Source organism: Ralstonia sp. 1138 (assembly GCF_040544795.1).
GTDB lineage: Bacteria > Pseudomonadota > Gammaproteobacteria > Burkholderiales > Burkholderiaceae > Ralstonia > Ralstonia flatus.
In genome coordinates this window covers 1,521,516-1,536,623 of the sequence record NZ_JBEPKQ010000001.1, presented here as the reverse complement: position 1 = coordinate 1,536,623, position 15,108 = coordinate 1,521,516, and the positions used below count along the sequence as shown (strand labels likewise).

Below are 15,108 nucleotides of genomic sequence, written 5' to 3'. Positions count from 1 at the left end.
GGGAATAGGGCCGGTTGCCATGCTGGAATCACCGCATGTTCCTTTTGCGGCAACCATGCCCCACGCCCATGAAACTCGTACAACGACTCGCGCATTTCATCGCTCCGGCCGTGATGGCCCTCGCTGGCCTCGGCATGACAGCTGCCGCACAGGCGGCACCGCTGCGCATCGGCGTCACGCCGGGTGCGCTGGCCGATTCCGTGGAGGTGGCCGCCGCCGAAGCCCGCAAGCAGGGGCTGGAAGTCAAGGTGGTCGAGTTGACCGACTGGACCACCCCCAACGTCGCACTCGCCTCGGGCGATCTGGATCTCAACTACTTCCAGCACCAGGCCTTTCTCGACAACGCGATCAAGGAACGCGGCTATGCCTTCAAGAGCGTCGGCATCGGCGTGCTGGGCAACATCGGCCTGTATTCCAGCAAGATCAAACGCCTGAGCGATCTGAAGGACGGCGCGCGCGTGGCCGTGGCCAATGACCCTGTCAATCAAGGCCGCGGCCTGTTGCTGCTGCAGAAGGCGGGGCTGATCAAACTACGCGATGGCGTGGGTGCGCGCGGCACGCTCAACGACGTGGTCGCCAATCCGAAGAAGCTGAAGTTTGTCGAAATCGAAGGCCCGCAGCTTGTACGCGCGCTGGATGACGTGGACCTTGCCCAGGGCTACCCCGCGCACTTCGTCAACGCGGGCAAACCGGACATCGCGAGCGCCGGCCTGCTGTATTCCGGCATCGACGACGAGTACTTCGCCATCCGCTTCGTTGCCCGCAACGACAACGCCAGCGACCCACGCATCGCCCGCTTCATCAAGCTGTACCAGGATTCGCCAGCCGTGCGCCAGCAAGTGCGCACGTCCTATGCCAACGACGACAAGCTCTTCACTCTGCCCTGGGTGAAACGGTGAAACGGTAAAGCGCCAAGGCCATGACCACACTCGTCTCAAACCCCGCGCACCTCTGGACCGACTCGATCGCGCCGCATGCCAGACACGCCGACGCCGCAATCTCCGCCCCCACTGCCGGCACCATCACGTTCCGCAACGTCGGCAAGACGTATCGCGCAGCGGCGGGCGATGTGCATGCACTGCAAGGCATCGACCTCGACATACCGGCTGGAGGCATCTTCGGCATCATCGGGCGCAGCGGTGCGGGCAAATCGAGCCTGCTGCGCACCATCAACGGGCTGGAACAGCCCACCAGCGGGCAGGTGCTGGTGGACGGCGTCGACGTCGGCACCCTCGGCAGGGCCGCACTGGTGCAGCTGCGCCGGCGCATCGGCATGATCTTCCAGCACTTCAACCTGCTTTCGGCCAAGACGGTATGGGAAAACGTCGCGCTGCCGCTGAAGGTGGCTGGTGTGCCGGCTGCCGAAATCGCACAGCGCGTGGATGCGCTGCTCGCACTGGTGGGGCTTGAGGGTAAGCAGCACGTGTATCCGGGGCGCCTGTCCGGCGGGCAAAAGCAGCGCGTGGGGATTGCGCGCGCGCTCGTGCATCGCCCAGAAATCCTGCTGTGCGATGAGGCCACCTCCGCGCTCGACCCCGAGACGACCGACGCCATCCTCGCCCTGCTGCGCGACATCAACCGCCGCCTGGGGCTGACCATCGTGCTCATCACGCACGAGATGGGCGTGATCCGCGACATCTGCGACAACGTTCTCGTGCTCGAAGCCGGCCGCATTGCCGAGCAAGGCCCCGTATGGCGCGTCTTTGGCGACCCGCAGCACGACGCCACACGGGCGTTGCTCGAGCCGCTGCGCGGCGGCCTGCCCGAAGACGTGGCCTTGCGGTTGCAGCCCACGCCGCCCGCGCGCGCTCCGTTCGAGCAACTGATCGAACTCAGCTACACCGGCGCCGCCGCCGTGCCGGAACTCGCGCAGATTGCCCAGGCCTTGCACCAACCCACCCGCCTGGTGCGCGCCGACCTTGACCGCATCCAGGGCCGCACGCAAGGGCGCCTGCTGGTGGCAGCAGCGGGCAGCACGCTCTCGGCCGACGTACTCGCCGCGCTGCAGTTGTCCCAACACACCCGGAGCCTCGGCTATGTCGCCGCTCACGATTGATCGCATCTGGCAGGGCTTGCTCGACACGCTCACGATGGTGTCGGCCTCCGCGCTGATCGCCGTGCTGGCCGGTATTCCGCTGGCGCTCATCCTGGTGCTGACGGCGCCGGGCAATGCGCTGGAATCGCCGCGCGTGCACCGCGTGCTGGGCGCGCTCATCAACGGCTTTCGGGCCACGCCGTTCATCATCCTGCTGGTGGCGCTGCTGCCGTTCACGCGGCTGGTGGTGGGCGCAACGATTGGCGTATGGGCAGCGGTCGTGCCGCTGTCGATCAGCGCCACGCCGTTCTTCGCGCGCATTGCCGAGATCAGCCTGCGCGAGGTCGACCGCGGCCTGATGGAAGCCGCGCAGGCCATGGGCTGCGAACGCCGCCACATCGTCTGGCACGTGCTGCTGCCCGAAGCGCTGCCCGGCATCATCGGCGGCTTTACGCTGACCGTGGTGTCGTTGATTGGCGCATCGGCCATGGCGGGCGCCGTCGGCGCAGGCGGGCTGGGCGACATCGCCATCCGCTACGGCTATCAGCGCTTCGACACCACCGTCATGGCGGTGGTGATCGTGGTGCTCATCGGGCTGGTGAGCCTGGTGCAGTGGGTGGGGGATTTCTCGGTGCGGCGGTTGAAGGCGCGTTGAGGGCGTGTTGATCTTTTTTTTGCTAGTGGTTCATTCGTGGTTTCATCCCCTGCCGGGGCTGACTCACTTTCTTTGTCTTGCCAAAGAAAGTAAGCAAAGAAAGGCGCGCCCGATGCGGCGACCCCCTCCTTGAATTTCTGTCGCAAGGAGGGAGGGGAGGCAAACTCGCTGCGCTCAGACAGGCCTCCCCTCTTTTTCCTCCTTGCAACAGAAATTCAAGGCGCCGCATAGGGCAGGGAGAGGCCAAACCGTCGATTCACCAGCGCAGCGGGAACCACCAACACCACGCGAAGCAAAGCGAGCAACAACAGCAGCAAACCAGTGCCACCTAGCCCAGCACACCGACGGTGTGGCCTTTGACGTTCCTGCCCTAGATGGCGCCTTGGATTTTTGTAAGCGGGCGGAAAAAAGACGGGGAACTGTCTGAGCGCAGCGAGTTTTCCCCGTCTCCGCCCGGTTACAAAAATCCAAGGGGAAGTCGCCATCTTGGGCGCGCCTTTCTTTGCTTACTTTCTTTGGCAAGACAAAGAAAGTGAGTCGCCCCCGGCAGGGGGAGAAAAAGAGATGCACCACCAACCCCCGCCCCGCCAAAGGCCAAAAGCCAAAAGCCAAAAGCCAAAACAAAAAAACGCCCCGCCAGCCCGTGATGCATCGGACCAACAGGGCGTTCTTCTTCAACAGCCCAAAACCCCTCACCGCCGGGCCAGCGCCCCCACCACGCGCACGAGTTCATCCACCTCCTCGCACGTGTTGTAGAACGCCAGGGATGGCCGCACCGTCGCCTCCACCCCAAAGCGCCGCAGGATCGGCTGCGCGCAGTGATGACCCGACCGTACGGCAATGCCTTCGCGGTTGAGCGCCGCGCCCACTTCTTCCGTGCGGTACCCGGCCAGCGTGAACGACAGCACGCTTGCCTTGTTGGCAGCCGTGCCAATCAACCGCACACCAGGAATGCGCGACAGCCCATGCGTGGCATAGACCAGCAGGTCGTGCTCGTAGCGCGCGATGTGCTCCAGGCCGATGCGCTCGACGTAATCGAGCGCAGCGCCCAGCCCCACCGCATCAGCAATATTGCCGGTGCCGGCCTCGAAGCGCGCGGGTGCCGGCTGGTACAGCGTCTTCTCGAACGTGACATCGGCAATCATGTTGCCGCCGCCCTGCCAGGGCGGCAGCGTGTCGAGCAGATCCTGCTTGCCGTAGACCACGCCAATGCCGGTCGGCCCGAAGACCTTGTGGCCGGAGAACACGTAAAAGTCCGCGTCCAGCGCCTGCACGTTCACACGCAGGTGCGAGACCGCCTGCGCGCCGTCCACCAGCACGCGCGCGCCGGCCGCATGCGCCAGTGCGATGATCTCCTGCACGGGCGTCACCGTCCCCAGCGCATTCGACACCTGCGTGACGGACACCAGCTTCGTCCGGCTGCTCAGCAGCTTGCGGTATTCATCCAGCAGCACCTGCCCGCTGTCGTCCACCGGAATCACGCGGATGCGCGCGCCCACCTGCGCGGCCAGCTGCTGCCACGGCACGATGTTGGCGTGGTGCTCCAGGTGCGAGACGATGATCTCGTCCCCCGCACCGATGTGCTGGCGGCCAAACGTCTGCGCAACGAGGTTGATCGCCTCGGTGGCGCCGCGCACGAAGATGATCTCGCTTGCCGACCGTGCACCGAGGAACCGCGCAACCTTGTTGCGGGCACCCTCGTACGCATCCGTCGCACGCGCGGCCAGCTCATGCGCCGCGCGGTGGATGTTGGAGTTCTCGTGCGCGTAGAAATACGCCAGCCGATCGATCACCGCTTGCGGCTTGTGCGTGGTGGCGGCGTTGTCCAGCCAGATCAGCGGCCGGCCATTGACGCGCTCGGCCAGGATCGGAAAATCCCGCCGCACGGCATGCACATCGAAGGCGCCAACGCGATGCGGCTGGTGGCTCTGCTCGTCCCTCGTATTGCGCGGTGCCTCCAGCGTGGGTGCGGCTGCGCCGCCGGCAGGCGCGAGGAAGTAGAACTGCCCCGCCTGCGCAGCCCCGCCCGGCTGCCGCAATGCATCCGGCCCCGCGGGCGGCGTGCCGGATGCGCCGTCGATCAACCGTGCCAGCGCATCGGTGCCCGGCAGCTGAAACGGCTGCGCCGAGACACGGTCCTCGGGCACACCTGCTTCGGATGCCGCCACGCCTGCGTGCGGCACGGCAGACTGGTAACCGCTCGCCTCACCCAGGAAGTAGTACGGCGAACTCGGTGCCGAGACGGAATGCGCAGGCCCCGTCAAACCGTGGCCAGATGCCGCCTGCGGCAATGCTGCCGCGTACTGCGTCGGCACGCCCAGCACAGGCACCTGTGATGCAATCGGTGCGGCCTCCGCAACGGGCAACGCACTGAGTTGCGGCGACGTACCGGCCGGCGCCAGGTCGATAGCGGGCTCCGGCTCACGACCGGGCAGCGCTGTGAAGAACGCGTTGGCGAGTTGCGCCAGCGCGGCCACGTCCGGCAAACCTGCCGGCACATCGCCCGCCGGCGGTGCCAGGCCGCTCACGCCGGGCGCATTACTTGTAGGTGTCGGGGTAGTCATGGTACTTGCCGATCTCCACGTCTTCGAGCACTGCCAGCGCGTCTTCGGTCAGCACGGCCAGCGAGCAATACAGCGAAATCAGATACGACGCGATGGCGTTCCGGTTGATGCCCATGAAGCGCACCGACAGACCCGGGCTCTGCTCGCCCGCCACACCCGGCTGATACAGGCCGACCACGCCCTGGCGCTTGTCACCCACGCGCAGCAGCAGAATCTTCGTGCGGCCGTTCTCGTCGATGGGCACCTTATCCGACGGAATCAGCGGCAGGCCGCGCCAGGTCAGGAATTGCGAGCCGAACAGGCTGACGGTCGGCGGCGGCACACCACGGCGTGTGCATTCGCGGCCAAACGCGGCAATCGCCAGCGGATGCGCAAGGAAGAACGCCGGCTCTTTCCAGACCTTGGTGATCAGCTCATCCAGGTCGTCAGGCGTGGGCGCGCCGGTGAGCGTGGAGATGCGCTGCGTTTCGTCCACGTTGGCCAGCAGGCCATAGTCGGGGTTGTTGATCAGCTCGCTTTCCTGACGCTCCTTGATGGTCTCGATGGTCAGGCGCAGCTGCTGCTGAATCTGGTCGTGCGGGCTGCTGTACAGATCGGAGACACGCGTATGCACGTCCAGCACCGTCGTCACCGCGTTGAGGAAGTACTCGCGCGGATGTTCGTCGTAGTCGACAAAGGTCTGCGGCAGCTCTGCCTCGTCGCGCTGCGAGCAGGCAACGCGCACATCGCGCGGATTCTTCACGCGGTTCAGGCGGAAGATGCCGGCCTCCACCGGCTGCCACTGCAGCAGGTGCACCAGCCAGCGTGGGCTGATGGTGGAGAGCTGCGGAACGGTCTTGGTCGCGTTCGCCAATTGGCGTGCGGCGCTGTCGCCTAGCGCAGTGCGCACGTCCTGGGTATCTGCTTCTGCCATGCAATGACTCCCAACTTCATTTGAAAAAATGCCCCCGTTTCTCTGGCGGGTGCGGTGGAAAAAACCGGTGGGAAGGGCGCGTCAGACGGATCAGCGGGCGGGGTGTGCCTCGCTGTCGCTGTGCGTGTGCGGCCGAGGGTCCCGAACGGCGTCCTGAACGCCGTCCTGAATGCCGCTCTGCACGTTTGCCTGGGTGACGCTGCTGCCGGGCGGCACGCTGCGCGTGAGCCAGACGTTGCCGCCAATGGAAGACCCGCGCCCGATGGTGATCCGCCCGAGGATGGTTGCGCCGGCGTAGATGACGACGTCGTCTTCCACCACCGGGTGGCGTGGGGCGCCCTTCTCGAGGTGGCCATCGGCATCGGCGGAAAAGCGCTTGGCGCCCAGCGTCACCGCCTGGTAGATACGAACGCGCTCGCCGATCACGGCGGTCTCACCAATCACCACGCCCGTACCGTGATCGATGAAGAAGCCGCTGCCGATCTGCGCGCCGGGGTGGATGTCGATGCCGGTGTCGGCATGCGCGGTCTCGGCCACCATGCGCGCGAGCAGCGGCAAGCCTGCGCGGTACAGGTGATGGGCAATGCGGTGATGGATGACGGCGAGGATGCCGGGGTAGCACAGCAGCACCTCGTCGACGCTGCGTGCTGCCGGATCACCGTGGTAGGCAGCCAGCACGTCGGTGTCGAGCAGGCGACGCAGCGTGGGCAGTGCCGACGCGAAGTCGCGCACGAGTTGCACCGCCTCGGCATCGGGATCCCGATCCACGGCACGCGCCTGGCGCACCGTGTGACGCAGCTCCAGCCGCACCTGTGCGACGAGCGCATTGAGTGCCGCGTCGAGCGTATGGCCGACGTAGAAGTCTTCGCTTTCTTCACGCAGGTCCGTGGGACCGAGCCGCATGGGGAACAGTGCCCCACGCAGCGCCTCGAGAATCTGCCGCACCGCCTCGCGCGAGGGCAACTCGCGGCCCGTGACTTCGGTACGGCCGTTGCGGGCGCGCCAATCGGCCCGGGCCGCACGCAGCTCGCTGACGATGCGGTCCAATTGCCAGCCTGGGTCGTGCGCGGGCGCAGGCCTCCCCGCGATGACGCGATCGCTCATCGTCGCTCCCCTGTTTTTTGGTTTGGTTGTCGGCGGTGCCGCGGCGCTCAGTCCTGCTGCCAGGGCAGGCCCCAGCGGCGCCAGCCGCCGGCTTCGCCGCGCTGCTGCTGCTCGTCGAGGTCGCCCTCGAAGCCTTCCAGCACGTTGAACACGTTCTGGAATCCGGCAGCGGTGGCGGCTTCCGCTGCGGCAGCAGAGCGTTTGCCACTGCGGCACAGCAGCAGCACCACGGCGCTCTTGGGCGCGGCTTTCTCCAGCTCGCGCAGGAAGCGTGGGTTCTTGATCATGGCAGGCCCGGTCTGCCAGGCCGCGTGCGGCGTATCCGGTACACGACCCACGAACTTCCGTTCTTCTGCGGTACGTACGTCCACGAGTACGGCATCGCCACGGCTGACCAAGGCCCACGCTTCGGCCGGCGTCAGGCCGCCTGCATAGCGCAGCCCCTGCGCGCTGGCGTGGCTGCGTGCACGCTCCAGCAGCGTTGACGAGGGGGTAGACAGCACGCTATCGAGCACGGCCTGCACAGCCGGGTCGCGTGGCGCAGTTTGAATGGTGGTGGCAGACATCGAACCTCCGACTGAAAAATCGCAACGAGCGCGCAATGAGTGACGGACAAGCCCACTCTAGCCGTGGGTGATATTTGCCAAAACGAATAAAACCGCCCTTCGATGGTTGCCGAATGCATAAGCGAGCCCCTGGCGCCTCGCCGGGGCGATCGGCTTTCCGTTGCACGCGGTCCCACTACAATACGAACACTGCCGAACAGTTTGAGATGACTGTTCGGCATCTTCCGCCCCACCGACCCGACCCGCGCCATGAAACTCCTCATCGATGCCAGCACCCGCGTACCGATTGCCGACCAGATCGTGTCCGGCGTGCAGGCGTGGATTCGCGACAACGACGTGCGGCCCGGCGCCAAGCTGCCGTCGATCCGGCAACTGGCGGCCGACTATGGCATCAGCCGCTTTCCCGTGATCGAGGCGTATGACCGGCTGGTCTCGCTCGGGCTGCTGGACTCGCGTCACGGCTCGGGCTTCTACGTGGCGGAGAGCAACCTGACCGGGCGCGACGGGCGCGGCTGGTCCGACCCACGCCGGGCGGAGGCCGAGTCCAAGCACATCTTCGAGCAGTTCAGCTACCCCGACGGCATGCTCAAGCTCGGCGGCGGGTTCGTGCCGGCCGACTGGCGCGACGTTGATGGCCTGACGCAGGCCATCCGCCAGGTGTCACGCACCGACACGCACGCGGTGATCGACTACTCCTCGCCGCTGGGCAACACGGCGCTGCGGCATCAGGTCATGATGCGTGCCCGCCAGCTCGGCATCCAGGCCGACCAACCCAATGTGCTGATCACCGCCGGTACGAGCCAGGCCATCGACCTGGTGATGCGGCACCTGCTCAAACCCGGCGACACGGTTTTCGTGGAAGACCCGGGCTACTACACCGTGTTTGGGCTGCTGCGGCTGCACGGCGTGAAGCTGGTCGGCATTCCGCGCCGCAGCGACGGGCCCGACGTGGAAGTCACCGAAGCGATGTTGCGCGAGCACCGCCCCAAGCTGTTCTTCATCAACAGCGTGCTGCAGAACCCCACGGGCTCGGTCGTGTCGCCGCCGGTCGCGTTCCGCCTGCTTGAGCTGGCGCGGCGCCACGGCTTCACGTTTCTCGAAGACGACATCTTTGCCGACCTGCAAGCCGATCCGACCGCGCGGCTTGCCACGCTGGACCAGCTCGATCATGTGATCTACGTGGGCGGGTTTTCCAAGACGGTGTCCGCATCGCTGCCGGTGGGTTACCTGATTGCCAAGCGCGAGCTGGTACATGACCTGACCAACGTGAAAATGCTGACCAGCGTGGGCGGTTCGCGCTTTGCCGAGGCCGTGGTCAGCACGCTGCTGGAGCGCGGCGCCTATCGCAAATATGTGGAGCGCCTGCGCCAGCGCGCAGGTGACTCCGTCATCGCATCGCTGGACGTGTTGGCCGATGCGGGCTGGGAGGTGTTTCACCATCCGTCGGGCGGCAACTTCCTGTGGGCGCGTGTGCCGCATGTGGAAGATTCGCGCGATCTGGCGGCCACCGCTGAGAAGCACGGCGTGACGCTGGCACCCGGGCATTACTTCCGCCCGAACCTGGAGGTGTCGCCGTGGGTGCGCATCAACAGCGCCTATGCGACGGAGCCGCGTGCGGTGGCCTTCCTGCAAGAAGCCGGGCGCCGGCCGGGCCGCAAGCGCGCCTGAGGTACGAGGCCGGGCACGCACGTTGCGGCGCTGCAGAGGTTCATGCCGCATGCAGCGGCACAGGAGCCCGATCATGCACAACGCCGAGCACAACCAAGCGCAGCCTCAGCCCGAAGAACCCGTGACGCGCCAGCCCGAAGGCGCCAAGCTGACCGAACCGCCACCCGACTCGCCGCGCGACGACCCGCTTGCCCGCGCGTCCCGCCGCATCCTTTCCGTGGATGCCGCCGGCGCGGAAGCGACGGACAACACCGTCGATACAGATGGCAAGGGCCTGGAGGCTGCGAAGAGCGCGTCACAGTGGCAAGACAACGTCATCTACTCGAATGCGTCGCTCGACAACAGCCGCCCCGAGCCGGACCCCGAAGCGCCCATCGCCGGGATCGACAGCCGGCCCAATCAGGGGCGCCCCACCATCGCTGCGGAGCCCGGCCAGCGGGTGGTCATGCGCGGCGTGGTCGATGAAACGGCCCGCAACGGCACACGCGCTGCGCAGCGGTTTTCGCTGGAAGACGATGAGCAGCCGTAGCATGGGGCGTTGACACGTCTCTCCGGGGGCTTTGATCCATTCGCGCTCAGGCATTTGAATCGCCCCCGCGCGGGCTGAAGGTGCGCGGAAAAACGACCGGCTGGCTGCGGTCAATCAGCCGGTAGCCCTTGGCAGGACGGTAGGAATCCCCTTCCGCCACGCCGGACTCTTCCAGAAAGTTGGCAGCCAGCATGCGGGTGCGAAAACCGCTTTTGTCGACCGGGCGGCCGAGCACGATTTCGTACATGCGCTGCAACTGCGGCAGCGAAAACGGCTCGGCCAGCAGAAAGGCTGGCAACGAGGTGTATTCGACCTTGCTGCGCAAACGCTCGACGGCGGCGCGCAGGATGTCCGCGTGGTCGAAGGCGAGTTCAGGCGCACGAAGCACGTCGTCCACCGCAAACCACGCCACATCGGCCGCATTGGCGCCCTTGGCGAGCGCCACGCCCTGCGCGGGCATCAACGCAAAGTAGACATGCGTGGCCGACCAGCCGCGCGGGTCGCGCGTCGCCCCGCCCCAGCTGCCCAACTGCTCCAGATACGGGCTGCCCACACCGGTTTTCTCCAGCAGCTTGCGGCGCGCGCAGTCTTCCAGCGTGGCATCGACGGCCGTATCGACAAAGCCCCCGGGCAGCGCCCATGCGCCGGGAAAAGGCTCCCCTTCCGTATTGGGACGCTGCACGAGCAGCACGCGCAACACGTCATCCAGCACCGTAAAGATCACGACATCGACGGTGGTCAACGGCAGCGGGAAGGTCTTCGCGGAAGTTCGGGTGGCCATGGCGCATCACATATTTCTTGACGGCCTCCATAGTAAGTTGTATTGTCCAACCCATACAAGTTGTACTGTGCAACTTACAAAACAAGGAGGTCATCATGTTCGGCATCCGCTTCATCAAGTCGCAGCCCACCGTTCACCTCATGCAGTTCCGCGCCGGCAAGGTGGTGCGCGAAGGCTCGGGTCTGTCGTTCTTCTACTACGGCCCGACGACCACGCTGGTGGCGGTGCCGGTAGCCAGCCAGGACCGCCCTTTCATCCTTGAACTGGTGACGGCCGACTTCCAGAGCGTGACCGTGCAGGGCCAGGTGACGTACCGCATCAGCGACCCGCGCCGCACGGCTGCGATGATGGATTTCTCGCTCGCCAAGAACGGCCAGACCTATGTGTCGGAAGACCCGAAGCGTCTGGGCGATCGCGTGGCTCAGCAAGTGGAAGTGATCGTGCAGCAAGCCGTGCAGGCGATGGAGCTGAAGGCCGCGCTGCGCGCATCGGCGGCCATCGCGCGCACCGCGCAAGCCGAATTGGCCGCGCAGCCGGAAATTGCCGCGTTAGGGTTGGAGATCCTGGGCGTGTCGGTCATGGCGGTCAAGCCGACACCGGACATCGCCCGCGCGCTGGAAGCCGAAGCCCGCGAATCCAACCTCAAGGCCGCGGATGACGCCGTCTACTTGCGTCGCATGTCGGCCGTGGAAAACGAACGCGCCATTCGCCAGAACGAGCTGGACACCGACATTGCGGTTGAGCAGAAGAAGCGCCAGATCCGCGAGACCCAGATGGAAGCCAAGGCCACGCTGATGCGCAAGGAGAACGCCCTGCGCAACGAACAGATGGCCGCCGATGTGGAACTCGAAGGCCAGCGCAAGGCCTTCGTGGCCGGGCAGGCCGAGAACAGCCGCACGCTGGCCGACGCCGAGGCCTACCGCGTGGCCGCTGTCATGCAGGCGCTGGAAAAGGCCGACCCGCGCATCGTCAATGCGCTGGCTGCGGCCGGCATGCAACCCGGCCAGCTCATCGCGCAGGCCTTTGGCGGCATTGCCGAACGTGCCGAACGCATCGGCCAATTGAACGTGTCGCCGGACCTGCTGCAAGGGTTGATGAACGCGACCTCCTCCAACGCCGCCACACGGGTCGCATCATGAGCAGCGAAGGCCGCAAGGTCGTGCTGGTGACGCGCCGCACCCGACTTGAAGAGCTGGTGGCGCGCCACCACACGCTGGCGCAGGCGAAGTTCTACCTTGAACACCTGGGCGCCGATTTTTCCGACTACCTGGCCGAAAACGCCGCCTATGCGCGCAGCCTCGAAATCACCGTGCGCGCGCTGGAAGCCTGGGGCCGCTATCAGGTGGTGGATCGCGGCTATCTGCCCAACTTCATCTTTGCGCCGGACGATATCGTCGTGGCGCTCGGGCAAGACGGGCTGGTCGCCAACTCGATGAAGTATCTCGACGGACAACCGCTAATCGGCCTGAACCCCGAGCCCGGACGCTGGGACGGCGTGCTGTTGCCCTTCGAGCCGAAAGACCTGGGCACCGTGCTGGCCGACGTGGCGCGCGACAAGCGTCCCACCAAAGCGGTGACGATGGCCGAAGCGCGGCTGTCCGACGGGCAGATGCTGCGCGCCGTCAACGACCTCTTCATCGGGCCGCGCACGCATGCGTCTGCGCTGTATGAAATCGAACTGGGTGAGCGGCGTGAAGCGCAATCGTCGTCGGGCATCATCGTCGCCACGGGGCTGGGTTCGACGGCGTGGCTGAAGAGCATCGTGACGGGCTCGATGGGCGTCGCACGCGCCATGCATGCCGGCGGCGATGGTTTCCGCTACGAACCGGAACCGTGGGACACCCCGCAACTGACATTCGCCGTCCGCGAGCCGTTTCCGAGCCGCGCATCGCAAGCCACGCTCGTGTTCGGCCATGTGGATGCAGACCAACCGCTCAAGCTGCGCTCGCGCATGCCGGAGAACGGCGTGATCTTTTCCGATGGCATGGAAGCCGATTACCTGCGTTTCACCGCCGGCATGGAAGCAACCATTTCCGTGGCAGCCACGCAAGGCCGCTTGGCTGTCTGAATGAAAAAAGGCGGCCGGACCAGGGCCGCCGAAGGAGACACCGCCGCGCTCAGTGCGCCACGGCGTTGAAATTGGGCGGCCGTCGATCGGCAAACGCCCGAAAGGCTTCATGCGCCTCTGGCGATTGCAGCCGCCGCGCAAAGCAGGCGCTCTCCGCATCCATCTGTTGCTTGAGCAGTTCGGCATCGCGCATCAGGCGCTTGGTTTCGGTCAGCGCGCCCAACGGCTGACGCGCCAATCGCGCCGCAATGGCCTGCGCCTCCGTGCCGAGCTGGTACAGCGGCACCACCCGATTCGCCAAACCCCACGCGAGCGCCGATTCGGCGCTTACCGCATCGCCCAGCGCGAACATCTCGAACGCACGCACGTGGCCCAGGCGCGCGGGCATCAGCAAGCTCGATGCCGCTTCCGGCACCAGCGCCAGATTGACGAACGGCGTGGACAGCTGCGCGTTGTCCGCCAACAGCACGAAGTCGCAATGCAGGAGCATGGTCGTGCCGATGCCGACCGCGCGGCCTTGCACCGCCGCCACCAGCGGACGCGTGGCACTGGCCAGCGCATGCAGGAAGCGGACGACGTTGCGCTCGGCGTCACCCTTGTTGGTCTTGCCGCCGGACATGGCGATCGACGCGAATTCGCCGATGTCGTTGCCGGCGGAGAACATGTCGCCCTCGGCCCGCAACAGCACCACGCGCACGGTGTTGTCGCGCTCCGCGGCGCTCAGCGCATCGGCCAGCGCGCCGTACATCGCGTCGGTCATGGCGTTCTTCTTGTCGGCGCGCGCCAGGGTGAGCGTCAGCACGCCGTCGGCGTGGTGGCTCTGGATGTGTTCACTCATTGCTCGTCTCCGTTGGGGAACTTGGTTTGCAGGCTGGCCAGCCAGCGTGCGACGACGTCGATCTCGGCGTCGGTAAAACCTTCGGTCAGCCGCGCGTTCAGCTCAGCCAGGCCCGTGCGTGTTTCGGCCAGAGCGTCGCGGCCGGCGGGCGTGATCCAGAGTTGCCAGGCGCGGCCATCCTTGGCATCGGCGCGGCGCTCGATGAGGCCGGCGTCGACAGAGCGATCGACCAGGCCGCTCATGGCGGAGGGGCCGAGGTCCAGCGCGGCGCCGGCTTCGCGCATCAACGCGCCGTCGTTCTTTTCCAGGAAGAACAGCAGGCCGGATTGCGCGGCGGTCACGCCCTCGCCGGTGCGCGATTGAATCCAGCGCTGCAAGCGGCGCTGCCCGACGCTGATCAGATACACAAGGCGGCGGTCGGGTGCTGTCATGCAGCCTCCGCTTCGCTGCGTGTGGCGGCGGCACGCTCGCGCAGCCAATCGACCAGACCCGGCCACAGCGTGGTGGCGAACTGCGCGCGGAAGAAGCCCATGTGCCCTATCGCGCCGCCGGCCTGCACAGGCGTGATCTGCCGCCGCTCGACCCACGTGTTCGTGAAGTGCATCGTCAACGCGTTGATGGCGGCGGGCGTGGCCCACGGGTCGTCGTCAAAGCCGTAGACGAGCACGGGATGCGTGACACGGTTGAAGCGCTCGATGGCGCCGAGTGTGGGGTCATCGAAAAAGTAGCGCGGCATGCCGGCCCATGCGCCCCATTCGATGGCGACGCCGCCCGGCAGGTCTTCGCCCAGGCCCATGCGCTTGCCTGGCACGTAGCCGATCAGCCGCGCCATCAAGGGGCCGACGCCGCGCAGGATCAGCTCCACGCGCCAGCGTTCGCCGCGTTGGCGGATGAAGCGCGAGTTGCCGGTGTGGCAGGCCACCTGCACCACGCCCGCGACATCCCAGTCGGCGCAGCACAGGCCGATGGCGTGGCCGCCCACCGAGTGCCCGACCGCCAGTTGCGGCAACTCCGGATAGCGCGCCCTTGCCCATCGCATCACACCTTCGGCGTCGAGCAGCGCCCAGTCGCGCATGCGGGCAGCAAAGCGTCGCAGGCTCTTGGGCCGCGATGCGCCGATGCCGCGGTAGTCGTACGTCATCGTGTGGAAGCCGCGCTCGGCCAGGAATTTGGCAAAGGCTTGATAGATGCGCTGCGGCACGCCCGTGGCCGGGTGCATGACCACCACGCCCTGCGGCGTGCCGGCAGCCGTCCAGAGCATGGCGCCGAGCGGATAGCCGTCCGTGGCGGGAATGGTGTGCGGTGTGCTGTCCATGACATCGATTTAGTTCGCATGCGAAGTGTTTTACTTTGTATGCGAAGTAAATCGGTGTGTCAACGACAGAAA

Annotated in this window: 15 protein-coding genes; 7 read left to right on the top strand and 8 right to left on the bottom strand. The window is 66.2% G+C overall.

Annotated elements, in window-relative coordinates; genetic code table 11:
* Positions 1-68 precede the first annotated feature (68 nt).
* The 3 genes from ABIC76_RS06820 to ABIC76_RS06810 are packed head-to-tail and all read left to right on the top strand — an operon-like array spanning position 69 to position 2,690.
* The gene (locus ABIC76_RS06820) at positions 69-899 is read left to right on the top strand and encodes a MetQ/NlpA family ABC transporter substrate-binding protein (RefSeq protein ID WP_502947842.1); all 831 of its coding nucleotides are present in this window, start codon (positions 69-71) and stop codon (positions 897-899) included.
* 20 nt (positions 900-919) lie between these two features.
* Complete coding sequence (locus ABIC76_RS06815) at positions 920-2,056, top strand: methionine ABC transporter ATP-binding protein (protein ID WP_354533404.1); 1,137 nt, start codon at positions 920-922, stop codon at positions 2,054-2,056.
* Positions 2,037-2,690, top strand: a complete 654-nt coding sequence (locus tag ABIC76_RS06810) for a methionine ABC transporter permease (protein WP_102065345.1) — start codon at positions 2,037-2,039, stop codon at positions 2,688-2,690. Before ABIC76_RS06815 ends, ABIC76_RS06810 begins: the two co-directional genes overlap by 20 nt.
* Before the next feature lie 692 nt (positions 2,691-3,382).
* Here ABIC76_RS06810 and ABIC76_RS06805 read toward each other — a convergent pair.
* The 4 genes from ABIC76_RS06805 to ABIC76_RS06790 all read right to left on the bottom strand — a co-directional run bounded on the left by ABIC76_RS06805 (position 3,383) and on the right by ABIC76_RS06790 (position 7,837).
* The gene (locus tag ABIC76_RS06805) at positions 3,383-5,254 is read right to left on the bottom strand and encodes a family 2A encapsulin nanocompartment cargo protein cysteine desulfurase (protein ID WP_354533403.1); all 1,872 of its coding nucleotides are present in this window, start codon (positions 5,252-5,254) and stop codon (positions 3,383-3,385) included.
* A complete protein-coding gene (locus ABIC76_RS06800) occupies positions 5,229-6,167 on the bottom strand; it encodes a family 2A encapsulin nanocompartment shell protein (protein WP_004631502.1) in 939 nt (312 codons plus the stop codon). The genes ABIC76_RS06805 and ABIC76_RS06800 overlap by 26 nt, the downstream gene beginning before the upstream one ends.
* A 90-nt stretch (positions 6,168-6,257) precedes the next feature.
* Positions 6,258-7,271 (bottom strand): serine O-acetyltransferase EpsC, encoded by a 1,014-nt coding sequence (gene epsC / locus ABIC76_RS06795; RefSeq protein ID WP_102065349.1) that lies wholly within the window; start codon positions 7,269-7,271, stop codon positions 6,258-6,260.
* A gap of 47 nt (positions 7,272-7,318) precedes the next feature.
* Positions 7,319-7,837 carry a rhodanese-like domain-containing protein gene (locus ABIC76_RS06790; protein ID WP_027679951.1) on the bottom strand — a complete coding sequence of 173 codons (519 nt, stop codon included), beginning with the start codon at positions 7,835-7,837 and terminating at the stop codon, positions 7,319-7,321.
* Positions 7,838-8,086: 249 nt separating this feature from the next.
* On the opposite strand from ABIC76_RS06790, the gene ABIC76_RS06785 reads away from it, so the two are divergent.
* Both ABIC76_RS06785 and ABIC76_RS06780 read left to right on the top strand, forming a co-directional pair.
* Positions 8,087-9,505, top strand: a complete 1,419-nt coding sequence (locus tag ABIC76_RS06785) for an aminotransferase-like domain-containing protein (RefSeq protein ID WP_354533402.1) — start codon at positions 8,087-8,089, stop codon at positions 9,503-9,505.
* Between the two features lie 73 nt (positions 9,506-9,578).
* Complete coding sequence (locus ABIC76_RS06780) at positions 9,579-10,034, top strand: DUF3005 domain-containing protein (RefSeq protein WP_316890743.1); 456 nt, start codon at positions 9,579-9,581, stop codon at positions 10,032-10,034.
* Between the two features lie 46 nt (positions 10,035-10,080).
* Here the strand turns inward: ABIC76_RS06780 and ABIC76_RS06775 are convergent, their stop codons facing one another.
* Complete coding sequence (locus ABIC76_RS06775; protein WP_354533401.1) at positions 10,081-10,815, bottom strand: NUDIX hydrolase; 735 nt, start codon at positions 10,813-10,815, stop codon at positions 10,081-10,083.
* Positions 10,816-10,910: 95 nt separating this feature from the next.
* Between ABIC76_RS06775 and ABIC76_RS06770 the strand changes: the two genes are divergently transcribed.
* On the top strand, positions 10,911-11,954 hold the full coding sequence (locus tag ABIC76_RS06770; protein ID WP_102065353.1) for an SPFH domain-containing protein: 1,044 nt from the start codon (positions 10,911-10,913) through the stop codon (positions 11,952-11,954).
* Positions 11,951-12,883: a diacylglycerol kinase catalytic domain-containing protein gene (locus ABIC76_RS06765; protein ID WP_354533400.1), complete on the top strand. Its 933-nt coding sequence runs from the start codon at positions 11,951-11,953 to the stop codon at positions 12,881-12,883. The genes ABIC76_RS06770 and ABIC76_RS06765 overlap by 4 nt, the downstream gene beginning before the upstream one ends.
* A 49-nt stretch (positions 12,884-12,932) precedes the next feature.
* Here the strand turns inward: ABIC76_RS06765 and ABIC76_RS06760 are convergent, their stop codons facing one another.
* From ABIC76_RS06760 to ABIC76_RS06750, 3 genes are read right to left on the bottom strand one after another with little or no spacing between them, the layout of a single operon-like run.
* A complete protein-coding gene (locus ABIC76_RS06760; RefSeq protein WP_354533399.1) occupies positions 12,933-13,721 on the bottom strand; it encodes an enoyl-CoA hydratase in 789 nt (262 codons plus the stop codon).
* Complete coding sequence (locus tag ABIC76_RS06755) at positions 13,718-14,152, bottom strand: MarR family winged helix-turn-helix transcriptional regulator (RefSeq protein ID WP_102065356.1); 435 nt, start codon at positions 14,150-14,152, stop codon at positions 13,718-13,720. The genes ABIC76_RS06760 and ABIC76_RS06755 overlap by 4 nt, the downstream gene beginning before the upstream one ends.
* Positions 14,149-15,036, bottom strand: a complete 888-nt coding sequence (locus ABIC76_RS06750) for an alpha/beta hydrolase family protein (protein WP_354533398.1) — start codon at positions 15,034-15,036, stop codon at positions 14,149-14,151. The genes ABIC76_RS06755 and ABIC76_RS06750 overlap by 4 nt, the downstream gene beginning before the upstream one ends.
* Positions 15,037-15,108 lie beyond the last annotated feature (72 nt).